The sequence below is a fragment of the Bombiscardovia coagulans genome, assembly GCF_002259585.1.
Taxonomy (GTDB): Bacteria; Actinomycetota; Actinomycetes; order Actinomycetales; family Bifidobacteriaceae; genus Bombiscardovia; species Bombiscardovia coagulans.
This window is the reverse complement of sequence record NZ_MWWS01000005.1, coordinates 180,203-200,603: the sequence shown is the minus strand read 5'-3', so window position 1 is coordinate 200,603 and position 20,401 is coordinate 180,203. Positions and strand designations below refer to the sequence as shown.

General features: G+C 48.4%; 15 protein-coding genes. 2 read left to right on the top strand and 13 right to left on the bottom strand.

Going from position 1 to position 20,401, the window contains the following annotated elements; all coding sequences use genetic code 11:
- Nucleotides 1-373: 373 nt before the first annotated feature.
- The 6 genes from BOCO_RS05590 to BOCO_RS05570 all read right to left on the bottom strand — a co-directional run bounded on the left by BOCO_RS05590 (nucleotide 374) and on the right by BOCO_RS05570 (nucleotide 10,110).
- A complete protein-coding gene (locus BOCO_RS05590) occupies nucleotides 374-4,381 on the bottom strand; it encodes an SdrD B-like domain-containing protein (protein ID WP_094723108.1) in 4,008 nt (1,335 codons plus the stop codon).
- 142 nt (nucleotides 4,382-4,523) lie between these two features.
- Nucleotides 4,524-4,706 carry a hypothetical protein gene (locus tag BOCO_RS05585; RefSeq protein WP_148140067.1) on the bottom strand — a complete coding sequence of 61 codons (183 nt, stop codon included), beginning with the start codon at nucleotides 4,704-4,706 and terminating at the stop codon, nucleotides 4,524-4,526.
- 407 nt (nucleotides 4,707-5,113) lie between these two features.
- Nucleotides 5,114-5,275 (bottom strand): hypothetical protein, encoded by a 162-nt coding sequence (locus BOCO_RS07475; protein ID WP_158520425.1) that lies wholly within the window; start codon nucleotides 5,273-5,275, stop codon nucleotides 5,114-5,116.
- Between the two features lie 86 nt (nucleotides 5,276-5,361).
- The gene (locus BOCO_RS05580; protein ID WP_094723106.1) at nucleotides 5,362-6,123 is read right to left on the bottom strand and encodes a GAF domain-containing protein; all 762 of its coding nucleotides are present in this window, start codon (nucleotides 6,121-6,123) and stop codon (nucleotides 5,362-5,364) included.
- Nucleotides 6,124-6,153: 30 nt separating this feature from the next.
- The gene (locus BOCO_RS05575) at nucleotides 6,154-6,774 is read right to left on the bottom strand and encodes a DUF5701 family protein (protein ID WP_094723105.1); all 621 of its coding nucleotides are present in this window, start codon (nucleotides 6,772-6,774) and stop codon (nucleotides 6,154-6,156) included.
- A 105-nt stretch (nucleotides 6,775-6,879) separates the two neighbouring features.
- Nucleotides 6,880-10,110: an RCC1 domain-containing protein gene (locus tag BOCO_RS05570; RefSeq protein WP_158520424.1), complete on the bottom strand. Its 3,231-nt coding sequence runs from the start codon at nucleotides 10,108-10,110 to the stop codon at nucleotides 6,880-6,882.
- Nucleotides 10,111-10,482: 372 nt separating this feature from the next.
- On the opposite strand from BOCO_RS05570, the gene BOCO_RS05565 reads away from it, so the two are divergent.
- Nucleotides 10,483-10,716, top strand: coding sequence for a DUF2188 domain-containing protein (locus BOCO_RS05565; RefSeq protein WP_094723103.1), 234 nt, complete (start codon nucleotides 10,483-10,485; stop codon nucleotides 10,714-10,716).
- 188 nt (nucleotides 10,717-10,904) lie between these two features.
- Here BOCO_RS05565 and BOCO_RS05560 read toward each other — a convergent pair whose 3' ends face one another.
- The 5 genes from BOCO_RS05560 to BOCO_RS05540 all read right to left on the bottom strand — a co-directional run bounded on the left by BOCO_RS05560 (nucleotide 10,905) and on the right by BOCO_RS05540 (nucleotide 15,988).
- On the bottom strand, nucleotides 10,905-12,266 hold the full coding sequence (locus tag BOCO_RS05560) for an MFS transporter (protein ID WP_211278690.1): 1,362 nt from the start codon (nucleotides 12,264-12,266) through the stop codon (nucleotides 10,905-10,907).
- 50 nt (nucleotides 12,267-12,316) lie between these two features.
- On the bottom strand, nucleotides 12,317-13,273 hold the full coding sequence (locus tag BOCO_RS05555) for a sugar kinase (protein ID WP_094723102.1): 957 nt from the start codon (nucleotides 13,271-13,273) through the stop codon (nucleotides 12,317-12,319).
- Between the two features lie 191 nt (nucleotides 13,274-13,464).
- Nucleotides 13,465-14,331: an L-ribulose-5-phosphate 3-epimerase gene (locus BOCO_RS05550; protein ID WP_094723101.1), complete on the bottom strand. Its 867-nt coding sequence runs from the start codon at nucleotides 14,329-14,331 to the stop codon at nucleotides 13,465-13,467.
- On the bottom strand, nucleotides 14,328-14,993 hold the full coding sequence (locus BOCO_RS05545) for a 3-dehydro-L-gulonate-6-phosphate decarboxylase (RefSeq protein WP_094723100.1): 666 nt from the start codon (nucleotides 14,991-14,993) through the stop codon (nucleotides 14,328-14,330). The genes BOCO_RS05550 and BOCO_RS05545 overlap by 4 nt, the downstream gene beginning before the upstream one ends.
- Before the next feature lie 5 nt (nucleotides 14,994-14,998).
- Nucleotides 14,999-15,988, bottom strand: coding sequence for a phosphotriesterase family protein (locus tag BOCO_RS05540; RefSeq protein WP_094723099.1), 990 nt, complete (start codon nucleotides 15,986-15,988; stop codon nucleotides 14,999-15,001).
- A gap of 237 nt (nucleotides 15,989-16,225) precedes the next feature.
- On the opposite strand from BOCO_RS05540, the gene BOCO_RS05535 reads away from it, so the two are divergent.
- Entirely contained in the window at nucleotides 16,226-17,239 is a 1,014-nt protein-coding gene (locus BOCO_RS05535) for a sugar-binding transcriptional regulator (protein WP_094723098.1), read from the top strand.
- Between the two features lie 21 nt (nucleotides 17,240-17,260).
- Here BOCO_RS05535 and recR read toward each other — a convergent pair whose 3' ends face one another.
- Nucleotides 17,261-17,863: a recombination mediator RecR gene (gene recR / locus BOCO_RS05530; RefSeq protein ID WP_094723097.1), complete on the bottom strand. Its 603-nt coding sequence runs from the start codon at nucleotides 17,861-17,863 to the stop codon at nucleotides 17,261-17,263.
- Between the two features lie 16 nt (nucleotides 17,864-17,879).
- The gene (locus BOCO_RS05525; RefSeq protein ID WP_094723096.1) at nucleotides 17,880-20,393 is read right to left on the bottom strand and encodes a DNA polymerase III subunit gamma and tau; all 2,514 of its coding nucleotides are present in this window, start codon (nucleotides 20,391-20,393) and stop codon (nucleotides 17,880-17,882) included.
- Nucleotides 20,394-20,401 lie beyond the last annotated feature (8 nt).

The following is a 20,401-nucleotide window of genomic DNA, read 5'->3' as shown; positions in this document are numbered from 1 at the left end:
GGTCCCGTTCTGCCGCTCATGCTTATGAATAATGATCGACCCGTGCCTCGCCTGGTCTATATCACCAAACACCGGACTACTCGGAGCCGCGACAACCCCCACCGCTGCCAGTAACGACACCACTACCACCACCACCGGCACGACAACAGAACGCACCCATACCACACGTTTCACCATTTCTCTTATCTCCTTGTATCCTCAAAACCACACCAGAACACGCACACACCATGCCCCAGCCACCAACCAGCCACCAACCAGTACCTGGTAACTACCAGCTGGTAATTACTCAGCTGGTGGCTGGTGGTTGTTCCTCATTACTCACCACTAACCTTGAATCACCGCAGGACCCTCACGAATCCTGCTACCACCCGCCTCACGCACGATGCCTACCCCGCAACACCACCGCCAACAACCGACGAGCACGAGACACCCCCACCAACAAGCCAGCCAACACACACGAACAACCCACCATCACCACCAACACCACACTCACACCACCCGTCAACGGTAACGACGGCACCTGCTGCTGCTGATTCACAATCTGCCCCACATCCACCCTTGGATGCTCCCTATCAACCGTGAACACAAACTCACGACCAACCAACACATACCCAGCAGGAGCTACCACCTCCTGCAACACATACGAGCCAGCAGGCAAACCAACCAACTCAAACCCACCAACACTCACATCCCGATCCACACCAGCAGCCTGACACACACCCACACAATCATCAACCACTGCTAACGAACCACCCAACACATCCACCACCGGACGACCAGAACGATCACGAACCCGCCACCGCGAACCCGCTAACCGTTGCCCACCAACACTGGTTTTACGCCAACCCACCACACCAGCCAACAACCCAGCATCAGCACGAACACTATCGCCCACACCCACCGCTAACTCAACCCGACCATCAGCATCCACATCACTATCCCGAGCACGATCCACACCCCGAGCACGAGCAGTAAACCCAACCGAACTCGAACCATCAACCCTGAGCACACACACACCAGCACAAGCACGTAACCCATCCAACCGATACCCACCATCACTACCAGTGTGAGTACTCACCCGCACCGGGTTACCTAAATCATCAACACCAGTAACCACCACCGGCACACCAGCAGCTACCGGCTCGCCCGCATCCCGCACACCAGAACTATCCATATCCCACCACACCACACCAGCAACAGACGCACCAACAACCCGCTGCTCACGAGACACCGGACCCACCGGATCACGTAAACCACCAACACGCGCATACCCCTGATTGACCACCACATCACCAGCCACATCACCAACCACATCAACCACCACCCGAGCAGCCAACACCTCACCAGAAGCAAACACACCCGCACGAGACACCCGCACCGCCCGACTATCCGCCACCGACACCGGACAACCAACAGAACCAAACTCAGCCTCGACACACCAACGCACCGACCCCGGCTCACCCACCCTGGGATCACGCGGCACATCAGCAGACACCGTATACTCCACACGCACCCCAGACGAACCACCACGCGTCACCGAAACCGACCGCAACAACGCCACACCAGTAAAACGACTACCAGCCACACCAGCAACCGGTAACACATCCACCAACACCACATCAGACAAACCACCAGACGTCGGCTGAGAATTACGCACACTCAACTCCCACACATTCGACTCCAATACAGCCGAACCCACACGATTGACCCCAACCGTAGGAGTCAAACTCCGCTTATCAACCGCCACACCAGCGATGTTATCTATACGAACTGATACCGAAGTATCGTGAGTTGCATTATGAGCAGGGTCAGCATCCGACCATGTCACAACACTGTTGACGTATGAACCATCAGGCGCTGTTTTAGAAACACGAGCTGTAAACAGAACATCAGGAATTTTGTCACCTGCGTGAAGGTGAGTAAACTCCCAGCGTATATACGTCTCCCCCGGACCACACGCCGGCCGTTTCGCATCAGGAGGCATAGACGACGACACCACATTAGGAATAAGTGTTGTTGAATCAGAACGATCCGGCATTTCATATTCCAGGACAGCTGGCAAACAGTCTTCAATCCACAGTTCATGCTGTTCCAAACTATTGCCTCCAGTAATTGAAGGGTGTATTTGAAATTGCACGTGTTCATCACCAGTTGCTTTAACTGAAGATTCGAAGGAACCAGAAGGGGTTCTTTCCATATTTCTCCCACCAGAGTTCACCTCTAAATGAGACAAGACAATATTCAACCTGTCACCAGGTGCACCAGAATGTGTCTGAGGATCATATCCAGAAAGAATGAGATGTTTGTTCGTTGAAGAAACTAAATCTTCTATCGACAAAGCTCCTGTTGCCCACATATCAGACGCCCATGTCGGTACAATCGTGCCCTGAGAAAGGTTTTCTGTCGTCGTAAGTCCAAGGCCTATCACAACTTGTCCAATTTCAGGAATTACAAGAAAGAGGCGCACGCGGTTTACAGCAGTATAAACCGGATGTTGTGAGTTAAGTTTGACTGGGTCATTGCCTGGAACTTGTTCCGGTGAGTTATACCAAGTAACTCCAGCATTTTGCATGCAGTTCGAATCAGCACCAGATGTAGGTACATAACTGTTACCATATTGCACCAACAAACGAGGAGCCGTTACTTCTGTTGACCCCATTCTTTTATCCTGCCTATAACCCGATAACCAAACAGGTCTTTTATTCGAAGCGAAAGCATTGTATGTATTAGGAACACTCTTTGTTTCAATACCAGTTAGCTGAGATTTATTATTGTCCCAAGCAGCACACGCGAGATGTGTTTCTTTGACAGGTAGTGCAGGCGAAGAACCTCCGAAATTAAATTGCGATATGACTTCCTGCTTAGGCCCAACCCAACCTAGCCCATCACCGGCCATATTTGTGTTATTTGGCAGCCCCTCTCCAAAAGCTGGATCATGGAAACTGTACTGGTATCTAGATTCATTTTCTCTTACCCCTGTAACCCCAAAGAACCTGTTATCGAAGTTACCTTCTTCGTATATTCTGCATACTGATGTATTCTCGTCGTCATTTTGTGGTTGATCTGTACTCGTCTCTATATCTTTTTCTGTAAAACCTGGAATACTCAGATTAGTGAAAGTATTCTTTACAGGAAGGGTCCAAACACCATTACTATGAATTCCAAAATCTCTTACTGTTTCAACCGGTATGTAAGTAATTATCGAAAGAGCTACTGCATACCCATTGCCTGCTGGTATAGGATGATGATCCCAAGTTTCTGTTGGAATGGTAGTTAAAGACCAATCTGTGCCTTCTAAGGTTACCTTGGCAGGAGTTCCAGCAACATTCTGTTCAATATTCATTGAGCCCGAATATCGGACTGACCAACTTGCCTGATCCGGTGCATTCAGCTGACTATTAGGCTGATCAGCGCCAGCTCCAGCTCTGACAACCATTGCACCATATTTAGCTTTATTAGCCTCTATTTGCACATATTGAGACTCAGTTAAATTAGTATAAAATTTCCGGGGAGAAACATCATCTATAAAAGTTACATTTCCAGTTGCCGGCATTGAACCTTTTCCATTTACTGGCGCTGAAATATGCACCGGAAAGTATGCTGCAAAACATTTTCGTCCGCTGTTATCAGGGCAATCAGCAACCACCTCCGCAGGCCAGGAAACCGGTCTTCCAGTCAAACCATTTTTTGAAATGTTCCACTTAAGAGCAGACGACGCTTTTACGCTTGGTACATTTGTAGCCGAAATTTCTGATAGGCCATCCCCCTTCATCGTTACAGAAACCGGCTTTAGCGTCATGTCATTGTGAACAGTATTACTTACCTTTACAGAAAGAGCAAAACCCTCTGCCACATTTTCTTTGCTGCCAATATTGCATGACAAACTTTGTTCAGGCAATTCATTGATCGAATATGATGAGTACGGCAAAGGAGGAGAAGCAACAACAGAGGGAATCAACGAGGAATCTCGACCACAAAACGCGGGTAAGGACTCAAGCATCAACCCCTTAGGCAACGTGATAACAACAGTGGTGTTCTCAGAATGCACGCCAGAAACCATGTAATCAACACGATACGTCACTAAATCATTAACCCGAACAACACCATTATGATCCGAAGAATCATTACCCGGCCTATCATTATCATCAAACACCGGGGTACCATCAGCAGCCACCACCATAGCGATAGAACGAGAACCCACATCACTAGCCGGACGCAGCAACCCATGAACACCAGCAACCAGTTGACCCAGCCCACGAACACCATTACCCCACGTGTGCTTCACCCACGTACCAACCCCACGCACGCTAGAAGACAACGCAGACACCCACTGCCCACCAGGAACAACAGCAGCGAAACGAACACCCTGATACGATTGCACACCAGGTACTACTGGTTGATCATTGTGAACAGGCTTATGTGAAACAGTAGGCTCTGTAGGGTTAACAGGAGTAATAGGGGATGTTTGCCCTGGAACGCTAGATAAGCGTTCAGCAGCCTCATTACTGCTTGCAGGACGAGGGTTAACGGAAGAGTGAGTCGCTACTGATTGAATGTCCTGGGGGGGGGGGGGTTAATTTGTCAGTAGCAGACACACCAGTACCAGCCTGACCAGCAACCATAACCGGCGCTACAAGCCCACCCAACACACACAGTGACACCACACCAACCAACAACCGCTTACCCACAACACGCAATTTCGGCACGAGAATCACCCCAATAAAAACAGTAAACTCCCCCACGAGAAAAAGAAGAACACACGCCACTCCCCAAAGCCAGCATGCTCACCAAACCAGAATACCCAAACCACACACAAGAACACAAAAACACAACCAACACGAACGTAATTTAACAAAACCACACACAAACACACACACGCATGCCTCTTAAAAACACCTCACCCTCAGCAACCTTGCCTTCAGCATGACTTCAAGAGGTCACGAAAACTACAAGCGACGAGGCATTGGGGTTGAAAGAAAGACGGACTATTTTCCATAAGTTCACCATTGAGACAGTATGGCTGTTCAAACGTGGCCAAAGAACAGAAACATTTGACTCATAGTTCGATAACAAAAAGGCCCCACAATGTGAGGCCAGGAAAAAGATTCAATGTTCAGCGGAAAAACAATTTTCTGAATGAGATTTTCTCTTCGTCAATAGACTTAGAATTGTTTTCATCAGCCTTGCGAAAATACTCTTCTGGGTTTTCCAAAAGTTGTTGTGCTTTCTTGTTCATTTGTACAGACCATGGAAGCTGTTGCGATTGCATTGTCATAATCATGCTCCTTTTACGTCTTTAAAAAAGTATACCAAACTGTTGCACAGTTATAAGAAGAATCAGTTATCTATTGAAAAAAAATCTCAAGCTAATACAAAAATATTTTCTGGAGGAATTTTCGTCATGCGCATTCCAAGACCAAGAACGTACGCGAGATTCTGTAACTCTGAAATATCATCCTGGCTGAAGGCATCTTTTTCTGTTGAATTTATAGTCAACATCCCATACATATTTTTGCTGTCATCGATACGTGCACTGACATACGAACGATATGCTCGGTCTCTTCCCGCATCCCACGAATCTGGTAGCTGCTTTCTGTCCGAAGTATCACTACAGCAAGAAATACCAAGTTTGATTAGATTATTCCATACATCTACACCTTCACCTTTGTTCTTGTAAAAGATAGAAGACGAACGATCATTCCGTCCCAAGTCTGTTGCCTCCATAGGCTTCAAAAGTGGTTTTTTAGTATTCCCACCAGCTACTTCAAAAACACTAACTCTGCATCGACCTGACCCGATGCGATGCGAAGCTATATCCTCTACGGATTTGATGAGATTCATTAGCCCATCCTTTTTTGATGCCCTTTCCTCAGCACACATCGAAATAAGCACACTTATTAAAGGTCCAACCGCATCATTTACTATTGTCCTATGTTTAACACTCAACCGGTGAGTGGTCTTTTTCTGGATCCAAGAGCTAGCTCCAGCAATCAGAGCACATAGAATTGCGGCCCCAATCAGAATGATTTTCATGGTGCCATTAACAACATTAATCAGGAGCGTAAGAATAGCCTGTAGCACCACACCCCAGAAGCTAAGTTCAGATAGAATCTTTTCCCACATACCGTTACATTATAACAATGCAACAAAAGGCTAGTGGAAGAGAGAGACTCCGCGCCTGGCTAGGCAGAACGCATTCCCCAGCCATGTGTGACGTGAATTTGGCCAAACTGACCCCAGACGAGGAGCATTTTGACTCATCCAAATGCTAGGGACTCGACCATCGGCAGACCGTGATCCCAAAAGGTTAAAACCATTTTTCTGCACTAACCAGTCAGGATGCTGGGTAGCAATAGCCAGCCCTTCTTCAAGAGTGAGGGGGAGGCAGTCGTCAGAATCTATGAGCTTACGCGCTACATCAGGCTCGCGATTGGTGTAACGGGTGCCTGTGTGAGGTTCAATCACAACATAGAAGGGGCCTTCTGGAGGCTCGAAACCATCTTGCGGCAGAAAGGAAGCAATGTCACGTGGAGGCATAGTTGTAAAACCAGCCATACGACCTATGGATGTTCGAGAGATCAATGACTCAGGAGTCACCAACTCACGAGTAGGTACCAGTAAAATATTGGCCCCTAAATCGGTCTGCTCAAGAGCATGAATTAATGGCTGAGCAAGAGCACGAAAAGCACTCTCGCTCAAATCTGCCACATCAGGATAGCCGAGAGCCACAATACGGTCGAGTTGTCGCTTAGCTTCCTCAAAAGAAGTCGTCATAATCACCAGTGTAGTCTATGCAAACCAACGCTTCTATTGTCTGGTTACCGACGCAGTGTTAATCAGTTACGAATCTGAACACCACTGCACAGGTAATGCACCAGACTAGAGGCTATGTTTACCGATTTTACGACATATAATTCGTTGTTTTTTTAGCACTAGTACAGCAGCAACACTCATAGCTAAGAGACAGACCCCACTGATGCGCGCAAATGGCATAGATCCAGCATTGGGAAGGACAAAGGGAGCCCAGTATAAGAACCCTTTCTCCAAGACATAATCATCTTGCGGCAACCCACCCACGGTCCAGCGAATGGTAACGTCAACTGGTCCTGCAGAATGAGCCGGACTGATAACCTTCCAAATGTTTGTTCCGCTATTTCTTACGGGTGCCGGATCGACACTCGTAGTATCGAAGATGACATCCTTAACATTGAGGTATTGTTTACTCACTCGCATGGGCGTTGAATGGACACTATTATCTGCTGTTCCACTGCCGAGTTGTCCGTTATTGTTTATTCCCCAAGCCCATGCGTTACCCTCATCGAATATGGCAAGTGAGTGTTCAGAACCAGCACTAACGCTAGCAAACTTAGCAGTCGTCTTCACCTGAGCAGGCTCTAAACGACCATCCGTAGTACCATCACCCAAACGACCGCTCCCATTTGAGCCCCAAGCCCACGCCTTACCATCATTATCAACAGCAAGTGAGTGTTCAGAACCAGCACTAACGCTAGCAAACTTAGCAGTCGTCTTCACCTGAGCAGGCTCTAAACGACCATCCGTAGTACCATCACCCAAACGACCGCTCCCATTTGAGCCCCAAGCCCACGCCTTACCATCATTATCAACAGCAAGTGAGTGTTCAGAACCAGCACTAACGCTAGCAAACTTAGCAGTCGTCTTCACTTGAGCAGGCTCTAAACGACCATCCGTAGTACCATCACCCAATTGTCCGAAACCATTTGAGCCCCAAGCCCACGCCTTACCATCATCATCCACAGCGAGAGAGTGCGTAAATCCTGCACTTACACACGCGAACTTGGCTGTGGTTTTCACCCGCACAGGCTCACGGCGAACGCGCGTGGTACCGTCGCCTAACTGGGAACTATCATTGCCACCCCAGCCCCATACACTTCCTTCATCATCCACAGCAAGAGCATGCTTAGATCCCGCGCTGATGCTATCGAACTTTGCACTTGTTTTTACTCGTACAGGTTTCTGTCGATCATCCTGAGTACCATCACCTAGCTGACTAGACGCATTCGACCCCCAGCCCCAAGCATTTCCTTTACTGTCGATCGCAAGCGAGTACGACAAGCCAGCGCTGATAGAGGTAAAGTGCGCTTCTGCTGGAGTATCTATTCGTATGGGTGTATACCGCCTGGCTCCTGCCTCATCTTCTGCATCATGGTTATTCTCTCCCCATGCATAGATGTAGCCATCAGAACCGAGTGCTACAGAATGCTTGGATCCCCCACTCACTTCTAAATATATGATATCCTGTGGCGGATCTGGTGCTGTAATTGATATGGGAGTACCCCCTCCTAAGAAACCGTTGGTAGGCTTCAAAGAAAAGCGATATTCCTCCCATTTGGCAGTGAGCTTCATATTTCTGGTGACCGGATCATTAAAGTTCCAAGCTTCACCATCCTCAGTAAACCATCCATCGAACCAATGATGAGCCCAGCTAGGGTTGGGTCCATCAGGCCATGTAATAGGCGTCTGTTGTATTACAACCTGTCTTTGTGGTGCTGTTCCAGGAGCTCCACCCAAGTCGAATTCAACAGTGTACGCGTCCTTATACTCATATTTTAAGGTCGTATTTACATTAGAAGTACCAGTAACATCAGTACCACTGGCAGCGCGACCATCCAGACGAGAACTTACCTTAACGTTGACCACTCCCGCTTCATGCAAAGGTACATCCACGGTCCATGATCGAGTGCCTGAATCTTCAGAAATTTTATTTGCACTAGCCCCACCAAAAGATACTCCCGTAATCGTATAGTACGGCTGTATTGTCTTTACTGGCAGAATCATATCCGTACGAGGTTCACCACAGTTTATTCCATAGTAGTTGTCGCCCCAAAACCATAATCTACCATCACTGTCCAATGCTACGGAGTTCCAGACACCCGTGTCGACTTGCTTAAAACGTATACCATCTGGAATTTTCGTACGTACAGGCAATCGTCTGTAGAAGGGAGCGGTGTTCTTAGTTCCGTCACCAAGCGCCCCGGTGTCGTTCTCACCCCAAGCAATTATTTTGCCATCTGTAGTAAGTCCTAACGAATGATACTCTCCCGCAGAAATGCCAGAAAAACTCTCAGAAGTAGCTACCGTTCCTGGAGTATTTCGGTCCCTGATATCATCATTATCGCCGGCACCAATATCATCTCCGAGGCTGTCTACCTTACCCCAACTCCACGCGCGACCGTTACTATCCACTGCAAGCGAATACTCGTCACTTATACTAATACTCTTGAACTTAACATTACTAGTAACCATCTGTGGGACAAGATTCTCATAATTATTATGCCCAAGACCAAGCTGACCAGCCTCGTTCACCCCCCAGCCCCAAATGTTACCATCGCTGTCTAGTGCAAGCGAAAACATCATTCCTGTTTGAACTCTGGTGAAAGTTTTATCACTCGCTACACGAACAGGCGCATTGCGATCATCTGTGGTTCCGTCACCAACTTCACCTCCTTCATTATCTCCCCAGCCCCACGCATGACCTTCAGAATCTATCGCTAGAGAGTGGTACTCACTAGTGCTAACGTCAACAAAGGTTTTGTCGCTAGCAATCCGAACTGGTGTGTAACGGTCATCGTCGGTGCCATCACCCAACATACTGTATTCGTTGCGTCCCCACCCCCACAACTTACCATCGACATCAATGGCTAGTGTATGTCCATTTGACGCGGAAACGTGCTTAAAATGCAAACCTTCTGGAGTCTTCACCCGCACCGGGGTACGTGTTTTGTCGGGGCTACCTTCCGGCAGCTTCCCAATACCAAGGGTAGTGTCTCTGTTAAGACCCCATGAGTACAGGTATCCATCTACCCCAATAGCCACCGCATGGTAATCACCAACACTTACCTGAGTATAGAGCACATCAGGAGGCGTAATTGTAGCAGTTGCCGCTCCATGAGCTGGGCCTTCACTAGGTTTTAACGTGAAGCCATCTACAGTTTCTATTGTTTTGCGTCTATGACCATTAGCTTGTGCTATTTTAGAACCAGCATGCGTTGGTAAAGCAACACTTAACCCGCATAAGAATACAAACAGTAATGTCAGTATTCCAGCACAAGCTGTACGTATCGCGCGCATAGAGGCTCGTTCCTTTCGATTGAACGGAGACATAACTGGCGTTAGTACCGTTCTAAAAGAATTGGTATTACTACTGATGTGTAGTAAATCACAATTCCCCCAAACTGTGACCTACCACACATAACAGATATCAATAGTAACATTAGATATACGGTAACTGTCAAAACAAGATAAATAGTGTATAAATATGCAAATAACATTCACAAAAAAACGTACACTAAAACCCGTTTATTGACAGTACAGTAAAGACACTAATTGCAACTTTGCTGTATGTATTTAATATTTAATAATCAGACTTCAGCAGCCGCAAAAAAGAGTATAGTGTTAGTTAACACACTGAGTTGTGTGTTTATATAAGCAAAGGAGCCGAAAATGTCTCAACCACCAGTAGAAACATATTATGAAAACGGCAAGTGGAAAGACAAGGTAGAGGGGAAAGAACGCGCATTCAAAACCTTTGAGACAAAGGCTGAAGCACAGGCTGCCGGACGAGAACGAGCTAAAGAGCTGGAAACCGAACATATTATTAAAAATATGGACGGTAAAATCAGCGAAAAGAAGTCCTACGGCAATGATCCTCGCCCACCAAAGGGTTCGCGCGGCTAAATAAGCAAAACTTTTACCCGGAAATATAAGCCAGCACATACTTTTCATCCCCCTTCTATGTGCTGGCTTTTACTATTGCCTCTACACAACGATCAATCTCAGTGGCAATAGTTCCCAGGATTTGCAAAAGCTCTTACTAAGGCTAGAAAACAAGTTTCAGACTAACCACTTATCTAGCAGCCACCAGTTCACAAGCTTTCCAAATCCTTGCCCTTGGTCTCTTGCGCAAAGAGATAGGTAACAGCACCAATAACAAGGCATATACCAAAGAACGTGAAAGCCTTAGTAATAACCGCAATATCAATGTTGGTAGCCACATAGCCTCCACCGACCAGGGCACCCATCACAATTGGTCCCACAATCTTAGCGATAGCGCCGATACCATAGCCAAGGCCAAGCCCTGTAGAGCGGACATCATTGGGGAACTGCTCACCCCCGAAGGCATTCAAGATACCAAAGACCCCATCGGCGAAGGTCATGATAATGAGCACAGCGATATAGAACTGCCAGCCGGAACTGTGAAAGAAAGCTGCATAAAAACAGCCAACGGCGCCAATGATGCCGAAGATGAACATTGTCCACCGGCGACCAATAATATCTGCCAACCACGCCGAGCCAAAGCGTCCAATGCAGTCAGCAACAGAGACTCCCATGAAGAGGTAAGCCACCATCTGTGTTGAGAAACCAAATGCATCCTTCATTAAGGTTTGCCCCCAGGATTGAATAGCAAACGAACCAAGAATGAAGCAGAAGGATCCCACAGAGATAATAAGCAATGGCTTCATGTGCTTGGAGAAGAGAAGGCTGTAGGGAGCTTTCTGCTCTTCTTTCACCAACGGCAGTGCACCAACCTCCGAGGTTGGCATCTCCAGAGCCCAGGCAAGAGCTGCCCGAGCCTTGTCATCTTGACCAATGGTCTGGTAGAAGCGAGGAGATTCAGGCACTGCGGCCAACCAGAAAAGTAGCAAGACCGGGACCACGCCCAGAGCCACCAGCAAGCGCCAGTTGCCACCGATAAGAGACTGCGCCACTGAACCTAGTAACAGTCCCATGGGGATAAAAACGGAAGCCAGGCCAGAGAGCATACCCCGTTGTTTAGCCGGCACAAACTCCTGAACATAAGGAATAGAAATGATATTGAGACCACCCACACCAATACCCACACCCACGCGCAGGATAGCCAGCAAAACCCATGCACCATCGGGAAGGAAAATCGAAAAGGCAGTGAAAGCAACAAAACAAATCACACACCATTGAAAAGCATGCTTACGGCCATACCTATCTGACAAGCGCCCCCAAACGATAGAACCGATCACCGTTCCTAAGCCAGAGCATGCCAGAATAATACCAACAGCTGTTCCTGTTAAATGCCAGGCCGAGGTCAACAATGACACTACAAAGCCAATGAGGAACATATCGAAAAATTCCGAAATATTGCCTGCAATAGCCAAACCAATAATAGACTTTTGGTGACCTGTGAGCGGACGGGAATCAATAAGTTCATAGGCTGTACGCCGTGTTTGCGCGGGAGAAATTGTAATATTACTCATCTTTGAACTCTTTCCATGCAAGTATTAAAAGTACTGTACCGTACATGTATTCAACGGTTGATGTCATTACCCAAAGGAATGTCAAGCTCTTCGGGACGCATACGTGTCAAATCACCCATATGAGTTAAGGCAAATTCGGCAGCTTTTTGCCCCCACTTGACACCACACTCAACGTCGTGAGAAAGGAAACCGTGCAAGGTCGCCGATACAAAAGAATCACCAGCACCAGGTCGGTCCACCACAGGCACAGTTGTCGTGGCATACTTGTGCACACCTTCTGCATTGCGCAAGTATGGGCCGTCAAGATGATTAGTGGAGACCACATATTCATTGCCAAAACGCCTGTATAGCTCCTCAACAACCTCTTCACCCGTGCCTTCGATACCAAACACATGCTTAGCATCTTTAATGGAGCAAAATAGGATACGAGCTTTTTTAGCAATTGGCTCCAATACCTGCCGAGCATGCTCTCCCGACCACAATTTACTGCGGAAATTGACATCTAAGGCTATGTCAATGCCTTTCTTTGCAGCTTCATCTGCCGCAAAAGATACGACATCTGCTGTGGTATCCGTAAGAGCTGCTGTAATTCCGGTAAGGAAAATAAGCCGGGTATCGAGAATGGTATCCCAGTCATATTCATCAATACCGGTAGTTCGGAAGGGGGTGTACTCACGATCATAAATCACGTTCGCCGGCATCGGCGGCTCCCCCGGTTCCATAAAATACAAAGCTATACGGCTGGTTGGCTTGCGCACCATGGTAGATAAATCCACACCAACCGATCGATACTCAGAAAGTACATATTCCCCTAGATCCCCCTCAGGCAAGGAGGAAGTCCACAGGGTCTTTCGTTTAAGCTCAGATAAGAGGCCCGCCACATTTGCCTCAGAACAAGCAGGGTTCATACGAACCGATCGAGCACTCATCAGACGCTCTCCACGGTTGACTGTCAAGCGAATTTGCCCCTCACCAATCGTGGATACATCATAAGTAGGCGTTGTCATAATTCTCCTCAATACAAACGATGAACGCTAGGCAGAACCCCTCACGAAGGGAAGTAGGCAATAGTCTCAACTGCGAGATTTGCGCAGAACCATCCTCGTGATCTACGCAATAACACCTACAAACTACCTAATACACTATGTCTTTACTACTGCAATTATTGGTTTACCTTGCTGTCCCAGCCAGCAAAAGGTTATGGCTCAATTACTTCAATTCCTGCACCAGTAAGCCACTGTGCAACCTTAGTGCGAGCATCAACGACGATGCGATCCGCGGCAGGATCGTTATCATTCCACATCTCTATCATGATGCGACCCGACCAAGACTGCCTAGCCAACTGCGCAAATGCCTTCGGAAAGTCAGCTGAGCCTTCGCCCATAGGAACTCTCCGTGGTTCACCTGGGCGCACATCTTTTACATGGATGGCGAGCATACGACCATGCCCTGCTTGAAGCTCGCTCACTGCATCCAGCTGCTGCTCATACAAGTTGCCGATGTCTGGATACATACTCAACCACGCTGAACTAACTTGGTCACAAATCTCCAAACCTTTAGCAATTGAGGTAACATCATTGCCATCCACATTCTCAATACCCAGCATGACGCCAGCTTGAGACGCATAAGCAGCGGCCTGAGCCAAAGTCGCAACGTAGCGATCCCTTTGGCCAGGATCAGGATCTTCATAGTAAGCGTAGTATCCCGCCACTTGTATCAGTGGAATACCAGCCTCATAGCACAGGTCGATAGCCTTATGGAAGATATCACCAGCTTCTTGACGGACCTTAGCATCAGCCGATCCAGGTCCAATTTTCCGGTGACAAGACAGGCAGATACCCCCAATTTGAACATTTTGACGGTCTGCGGCCTCACGGAAAGCATGGGCTTGAGCAGGAGTCCAATCCAAACGAGCCATACGTTCAGGGCTTTCATCGATCGACAAATCCATAAAAGTGAAACCGTCCCGAGTCACTTGAGACAGGAAAGAGTCCCAATCGTCTGGATCAGCCACAGCTTTGAGGGCCTTTTCATAAATCCCGAGGGTAACACTCGAAGCACTCATCTGGACCACACCCTGTCGATGACATCACTCAGTTCAGCGGCTGCAACCAGAGGATCATGAGCCTGTACAATACCTCGACCTGAAATGATGACGCCTACAGGTTCTCCCGTAAAGAAGGGAATATCCTTAGCCGTGACCCCACCAGTAATAGTAACGGTAAAGCCCATGTCATGTAGTTCACGAATGCGAGCTTTGTCATGTTCACCCCAAGTAAGTTTGCCAGCAGCCTCCACGTCACGAGAACGATGAACGATTACTTGAGTAGCACCCAGCTTCCTCCATTCGCGAGCTTGGTTTGCATCATACTGTTCACCGAGTTCAATCTGCACTTCCCCACCAAACTCTTGAGCGACTGTAACCACTTGTTCAACTGTGGTCATACTTGCACCTGCCACTACTGAAACCCAGTTAGCACCGGCTTCGAAACAAGCACGAGATATCACTGCGCCAGCTTCAGCAATACGAACATCAGCCAGAATGGTTTTGTTCGGGTAGAGTGCACGTATTTCTCTGACTGCTCTCAGACCTTCAGCAATAATGAGCACTGTGCCACATTCAATAACATCGATCTTGCTTATAGCTGCGTTGAGGGGTTTCAGCGCTGACGGCATATCGAAAGTATCGAGAGCTATTTGCAGCTTGGGACGTTCCAATCCTTGCATCGATCTCAACCCTCCTTGCGCATAGCGAAGAAGCGCTGGGCATTGGTCATGAGCAGCTTGTCTACGTATGTGGGGTCAAAGCCTTCAGCAATCATGCGGGGCCCATCAACTGCGGGGTTGTAATCTACCCCAGTAACTGAACCGTACACCTTCTGGTAAGAACGCTTACCTGAATCAGTACCCAAGAGGATACGGTCCTCGAAGCCGTCTTTTTTGAAGGCTGCCAGCTCCAGTATGCGATTAGAGTCAGGCTGATACTTGATGCGGTAGGTACCGTCGATTTCTAAGTAAACACCCAAGTCGAGGATTTGCTCTAAGTAGTAGACATCCGCGTTACGCTGGATGTGTCCAATGGCTATCTGCTCAGCGGGCACACCCATATCAATCAGTGTTTGAGCCTGTTCTAGACCGCAGGTGCCATACGTCGTATGGGTATTGATTGGAGCACCAGTCTCGATTGCTGCCATAGCAGCTGCTTCCATGCACTTGTGTTCGAACGGCGTAATCTTGCCGTAGGCAGTGCCAATCTTAATAACCCCTGCCTTATAGGGAGAACGCTCGACAATAGGTCCAGAGTAATCGTTCTGGTCAATGCCTTCTCGTATATCAGCAATCACCAGATCGGCAATTTGTTCAGCCGTATAACGGTTGACCCAGTGGGATTGGGTTTCAAGATACACATGTTCACGGTGGAAACCTGTAGCTGCAATGACTTGTAGGTGATTCACAGAGCGTGCAACCTCGGCCAGCATTTCAGGATTACGTCCACAATTAATAGGGCACATATCAACTACGGTGCCGCCATTACTGCTCCATTGAAGAGAGGCATCTACGAAGTAACCAGCTTCTATCTGTGCTTTTTCCACAGAATCCAGCTGGTGGTCTGCGTCAATATACACTTCGCCTGCGCCCACACGAATCAGGTGGTCGTGACTGTCCACAACTCCCAGGGTTGCAGGATCAACATCGCCAAGGATAGTGCGTACGTATGCCATATGAACTCCTTTGTTGCAAATATGCATGCCTCAGGCAATTCCATCAGAATTGCACTGAACCGAACACCTACGAATCTAGGTCATTCATCTAAGCAAAGGAAGTACGTTTTGAACATATGCTCACTTCGGTTATCGAATCTGATCAGGCAAGCATCAACTGCTTTCCTTGATTTTTCGACCTCAATCTTGTGATTTGTAGTGCACTTGCTTGCACTCAGACAGAGCTAAAATGAACATATGCTCAACAATGATGTAACGCTAACTTCTACTGACTCTCGCCAACGTATCCGCGAGCTATTGACCGTTGCGCAACTGTACTATCGGCAGAACAAGACGCAACTGCAAATTGCTCAAGAGATCGGATACTCCCGAGCAACTGTGTCCCGAATGCTGCAAGAAGCACAAGAACGAGGTATTGTTCGTATCTCCATCAACGATCCACTCGAACGCCTACAGCATCTGGAGTCACAACTCATCACTATCTTCGGACTCACATACGCTCGCGTGAGTGAACCACCAGAAGGAAGATCTGCAATAGATGTAGTCCCACGCTCAGCTGCCACACTTCTGATCGAGCACACTTCTCCTGACGCATTGATCACAGTTTCTAACGGCCGAGCAGTTGCTGCTACAGTGCGCGAGGTACCAATCCAGGATTGGAAAAGGACAAATGTAACACAAATGATCGGCTCGCTCTCACCTTCTAACCCCATGACCGATTCACCAGAAATTTGCATGATGCTCGCCCAGCGCTTAGGCGGCACCTACACCACACTTCCTGTACCCATGATTCTTTCATCTGCTTCAATGGCACGAGCCATGCTTAAAGAAGAGCAGATTGCTACCACCCTGACACTTGGCGGACGAGCAGATGTAGCAATCGTCGGCGTAGGCTCAGTCTTTGGCGGACGAAGCGGGCACATTTTTACCAGCTATGAAGATGCAAGGTTTATCAGTGAGATTAAAAAACGAGGTGCCGTAGGTCACATTTGCGGACACCACATTGACATTGAAGGCCACCATCTTCACACGAGCTTATGCGAGCGCACCGTTTCCATAGAGTTTGAACGATTGCGCCGTATTCCTTTGGTGATTGGCGTAGCCTGGGGGCATGCTAAAGCAGCAGCAATTCTTGCCTGCCTCAAGGGCAAACTACTATCTGCACTCGCAACTGACCGTTCCACCGCCGAGGAAATCATCAGCCTGAACGAAACTCGATACATACCTAAGACAGCACAAGTGCCAGCTTAAGCCCGGTATCTCGCGGAACCATCACACTTCACTACGGCCAGTAAGCGCTCTACCCAAGGTGATTTCATCTGCATATTCGAGGTCAGAACCAACTGGTAGGCCAGAAGCCAGACGGGTCAGTTTAATTTCTAGGGGTCCCAAAAGACGGCTCAGATACGTGGTGGTGGCTTCACCTTCAATGTTGGGGTCCAAGGCCATGATGACTTCTGTCACCTCGCCAGATTTCAAGCGTTTCAAGAGGTTCGGAATACGCAAGTCAGACGGACCGATATTAGCCATAGGATTGATTGCACCACCAAGCACGTGATACAGACCCCTATACTCTCGAGTTCTTTCAATACTCATCACATCTTTCGGTTCTTCAACCACACAGATGACTGCCCGATCACGGCGGGGGTCCTCACAAATGGGGCATGGACTAGTCTCACATACATTGCCACAAATTTCACAGAAGCGAACTTTTGCTTTTGCGGTAGTGATAGCGTCTGCTAAATCCTGTACCTCTTGAGCATCAGCTCCCAGCAGATAAAAAGCGATACGCTGGGCACCCTTAGGACCAATTCCGGGAAGTCGAGCAAATGAGTCAATCAGCTGTTGAATTGCTCCATCATAGGCCAGAGCCATAAGTTACCGATCCTTGCTATTTCTTATGTTTATTGGCATTAAGCGGATTCCTTGGATCATCCGCAGCTAAATCCTCAACCTGTTTTACATCAAAAAGCTGGGAAAGCTCTTGTGGTCCCATCAGTGAGTTCTCACCCTGACGAGCATCGTCCAGCGAATAGGAATCTTCTTCTGCTGGCACCTCAGGTTGACGCTGTGGGACTGTTTCTGAAACAGCAATGCGCGAATTGCTTTCTCCTTGTTGGACAGCAGCTTCATCAGCAATCTCACCATTCTCTGCTTCGTCAACTACATCAGGTGAATGAACGTCCGCTGACTCATCCGCCACTTCTGCTGAAACTACTTGATCAACTACAGGTGGTTGTCCGTCTGGCTGGGCCCAAGGATCGTCCTGATCGCTCAAGTCAGGAAGACCCATTTTGTTTACCTTGCCCTGATCTTCAGCATCGGTCGGCACTTGTAATTCCTGAGAGTGTGTGGCCTGCTGCTCAGGGCCTAAATTAATGGTTTCTGGTTGTGGGTGTGCCCAAGGGTCATCGTCATCTAAGTCATCAGGCTTGACGTATGAGTCTGTGGAAGCAAAACCAGCTGCCGGTAGTGGTGATGTACCTGCAACTGGCCCACCTGTCACCTCTGGATTGGGGTTGCTGGGGTGGTGTTCGTCAGAGTCAGAACCAGCATCATCCTCAGGCGAACCACCGGCTGCACCATCAACTGACGAGTGCTGTTGACTACGGGCGCGACCTTGACCTTTGTCGGTGGTTTTATTATCGGTTCCACTGACTGTATGTGGAGTTACTGCAAAGCCCAAGTTCATAGCTGACATATTGGTACGAGCTAATGCTATTTGCTTTTTGACCTCAGAACGACGTTCAGGGCTCATTTTGCCAACAGATTCGACTTGTTCCCCATTAGCCGCAACACCTGAGGGAGCGATCATGGTGTCAGGCCCAAACTCCTGACGGGCTCGTGCCATAACGATTTTCGGGACCTTGGTCTCACCATCTACCCCTTGAGCCGCAACAGCAAGAGCGAAGGCATGCTGACTGAGAGGTTGATCAAACGTCATAGACAAAACTGGCCTGCCTTTGGCGTTCTTACCCATAGCAACTGTAGGCACCTTCTGCCTTACCACGTATTCTTGAACACCTTCTGGCAGTGCAGCAACCACTGCATCCCATCGCTGGTCAAGTGTCATATTCTCGTGAGCTGACACCGTCTGCTCTTTTGCGTTGTTGACAGAAGCAGACTGAGAAGGAACTGATTGAGAGGGAGCAGATGCAGGTTCCGCTGTCACCACTGGAGCTTCTGCTGACCTACGAGAGCCAATAAAGCCGCTCTGGGAACTGCCCTGGACTGGGGAAGACGCAGGGCCAGCGGTGGAGGAAACACCTTTACTACCGGCAGGTTGAGCATGACTAGACTCTTCAGCAGGAACCAGCAGACGAGCTGCCAGTAACTCTAATCGCATTCGAGGTGAAATAGCCCCAGACATAGAAGACAGCGTTTCGTCAACAATATCTGCCATTTGAGTCAATCTTGCCAACCCCAATGCCTGAGCTTGAGATTGTAAGTGAGTGATATCTTGAGCTTCACTATCTTCACTCAGTGAGCTTTCTGCAGATTGTCCCGCTAGAAGCAGCACCAACAGGTCTCGTACCCGCTGGAGGATATCTTCAACAAAGCGTTTAGGCTCAAATCCACCTACAACTACTTTCTGTACAACTGCGTAAAGTTCGGATCCATCCTGCTCAGCGACAGCGTCTATCGCCTCATCAATCAGGGCCTCAGGCGTGTAACCAAGGAGAGCAACAGCTGCCTCATAAGTGATGGTGCCCTGATCAGCACCCACCATCAACTGATCAAGCACAGAAAGAGTGTCACGAACAGACCCACCTCCCGCTCGCATAGCCAACTTTAGGACACCAGGCTCTGTTTTGATCTTCTCCTGCTTGCAAACACCTTCCAGGTATGGCCCCATCACCTCGGCAGGCACAAGCCTGAAGGGATAGTGGTGGGTACGGGATCGAATAGTTGAAATAACCTTGTCAGGTTCAGTTGTAGCAAACATGAACATGACGTGCTCGGGAGGTTCCTCCACTATCTTTAACAGGGCATTAAAACCCTGCTGAGTAACCATATGTGCTTCGTCCAAGATAAAGATCTTGTACCGGTCACGCACTGGAGCAAACCCTGCCCGTTCACGTAACTCACGTGCATCATCAACGCCATTATGGCTGGCAGCGTCTATCTCGACCACATCAATAGAACCAGGCCCACCCGTAGCCAAATCTCGACAACTGTCACATTTCCCGCAAGGTTGACTAGTAGGTCCCTCAGCGCAGTTAATGCAACGAGCGAAAATGCGAGCGCTGGAAGTCTTACCGCAGCCCCGAGGACCAGAAAATAGGTATGCATGAGTTAGCTTACCTTGATCCAAAGCTCGAGAAAGTGGAACCGTAACCTGCGGTTGCCCAATAACACCTTCAAAGGTGTCTGGACGATATCGCCGATAAAGTGCTAATGCCATGTTCTTAG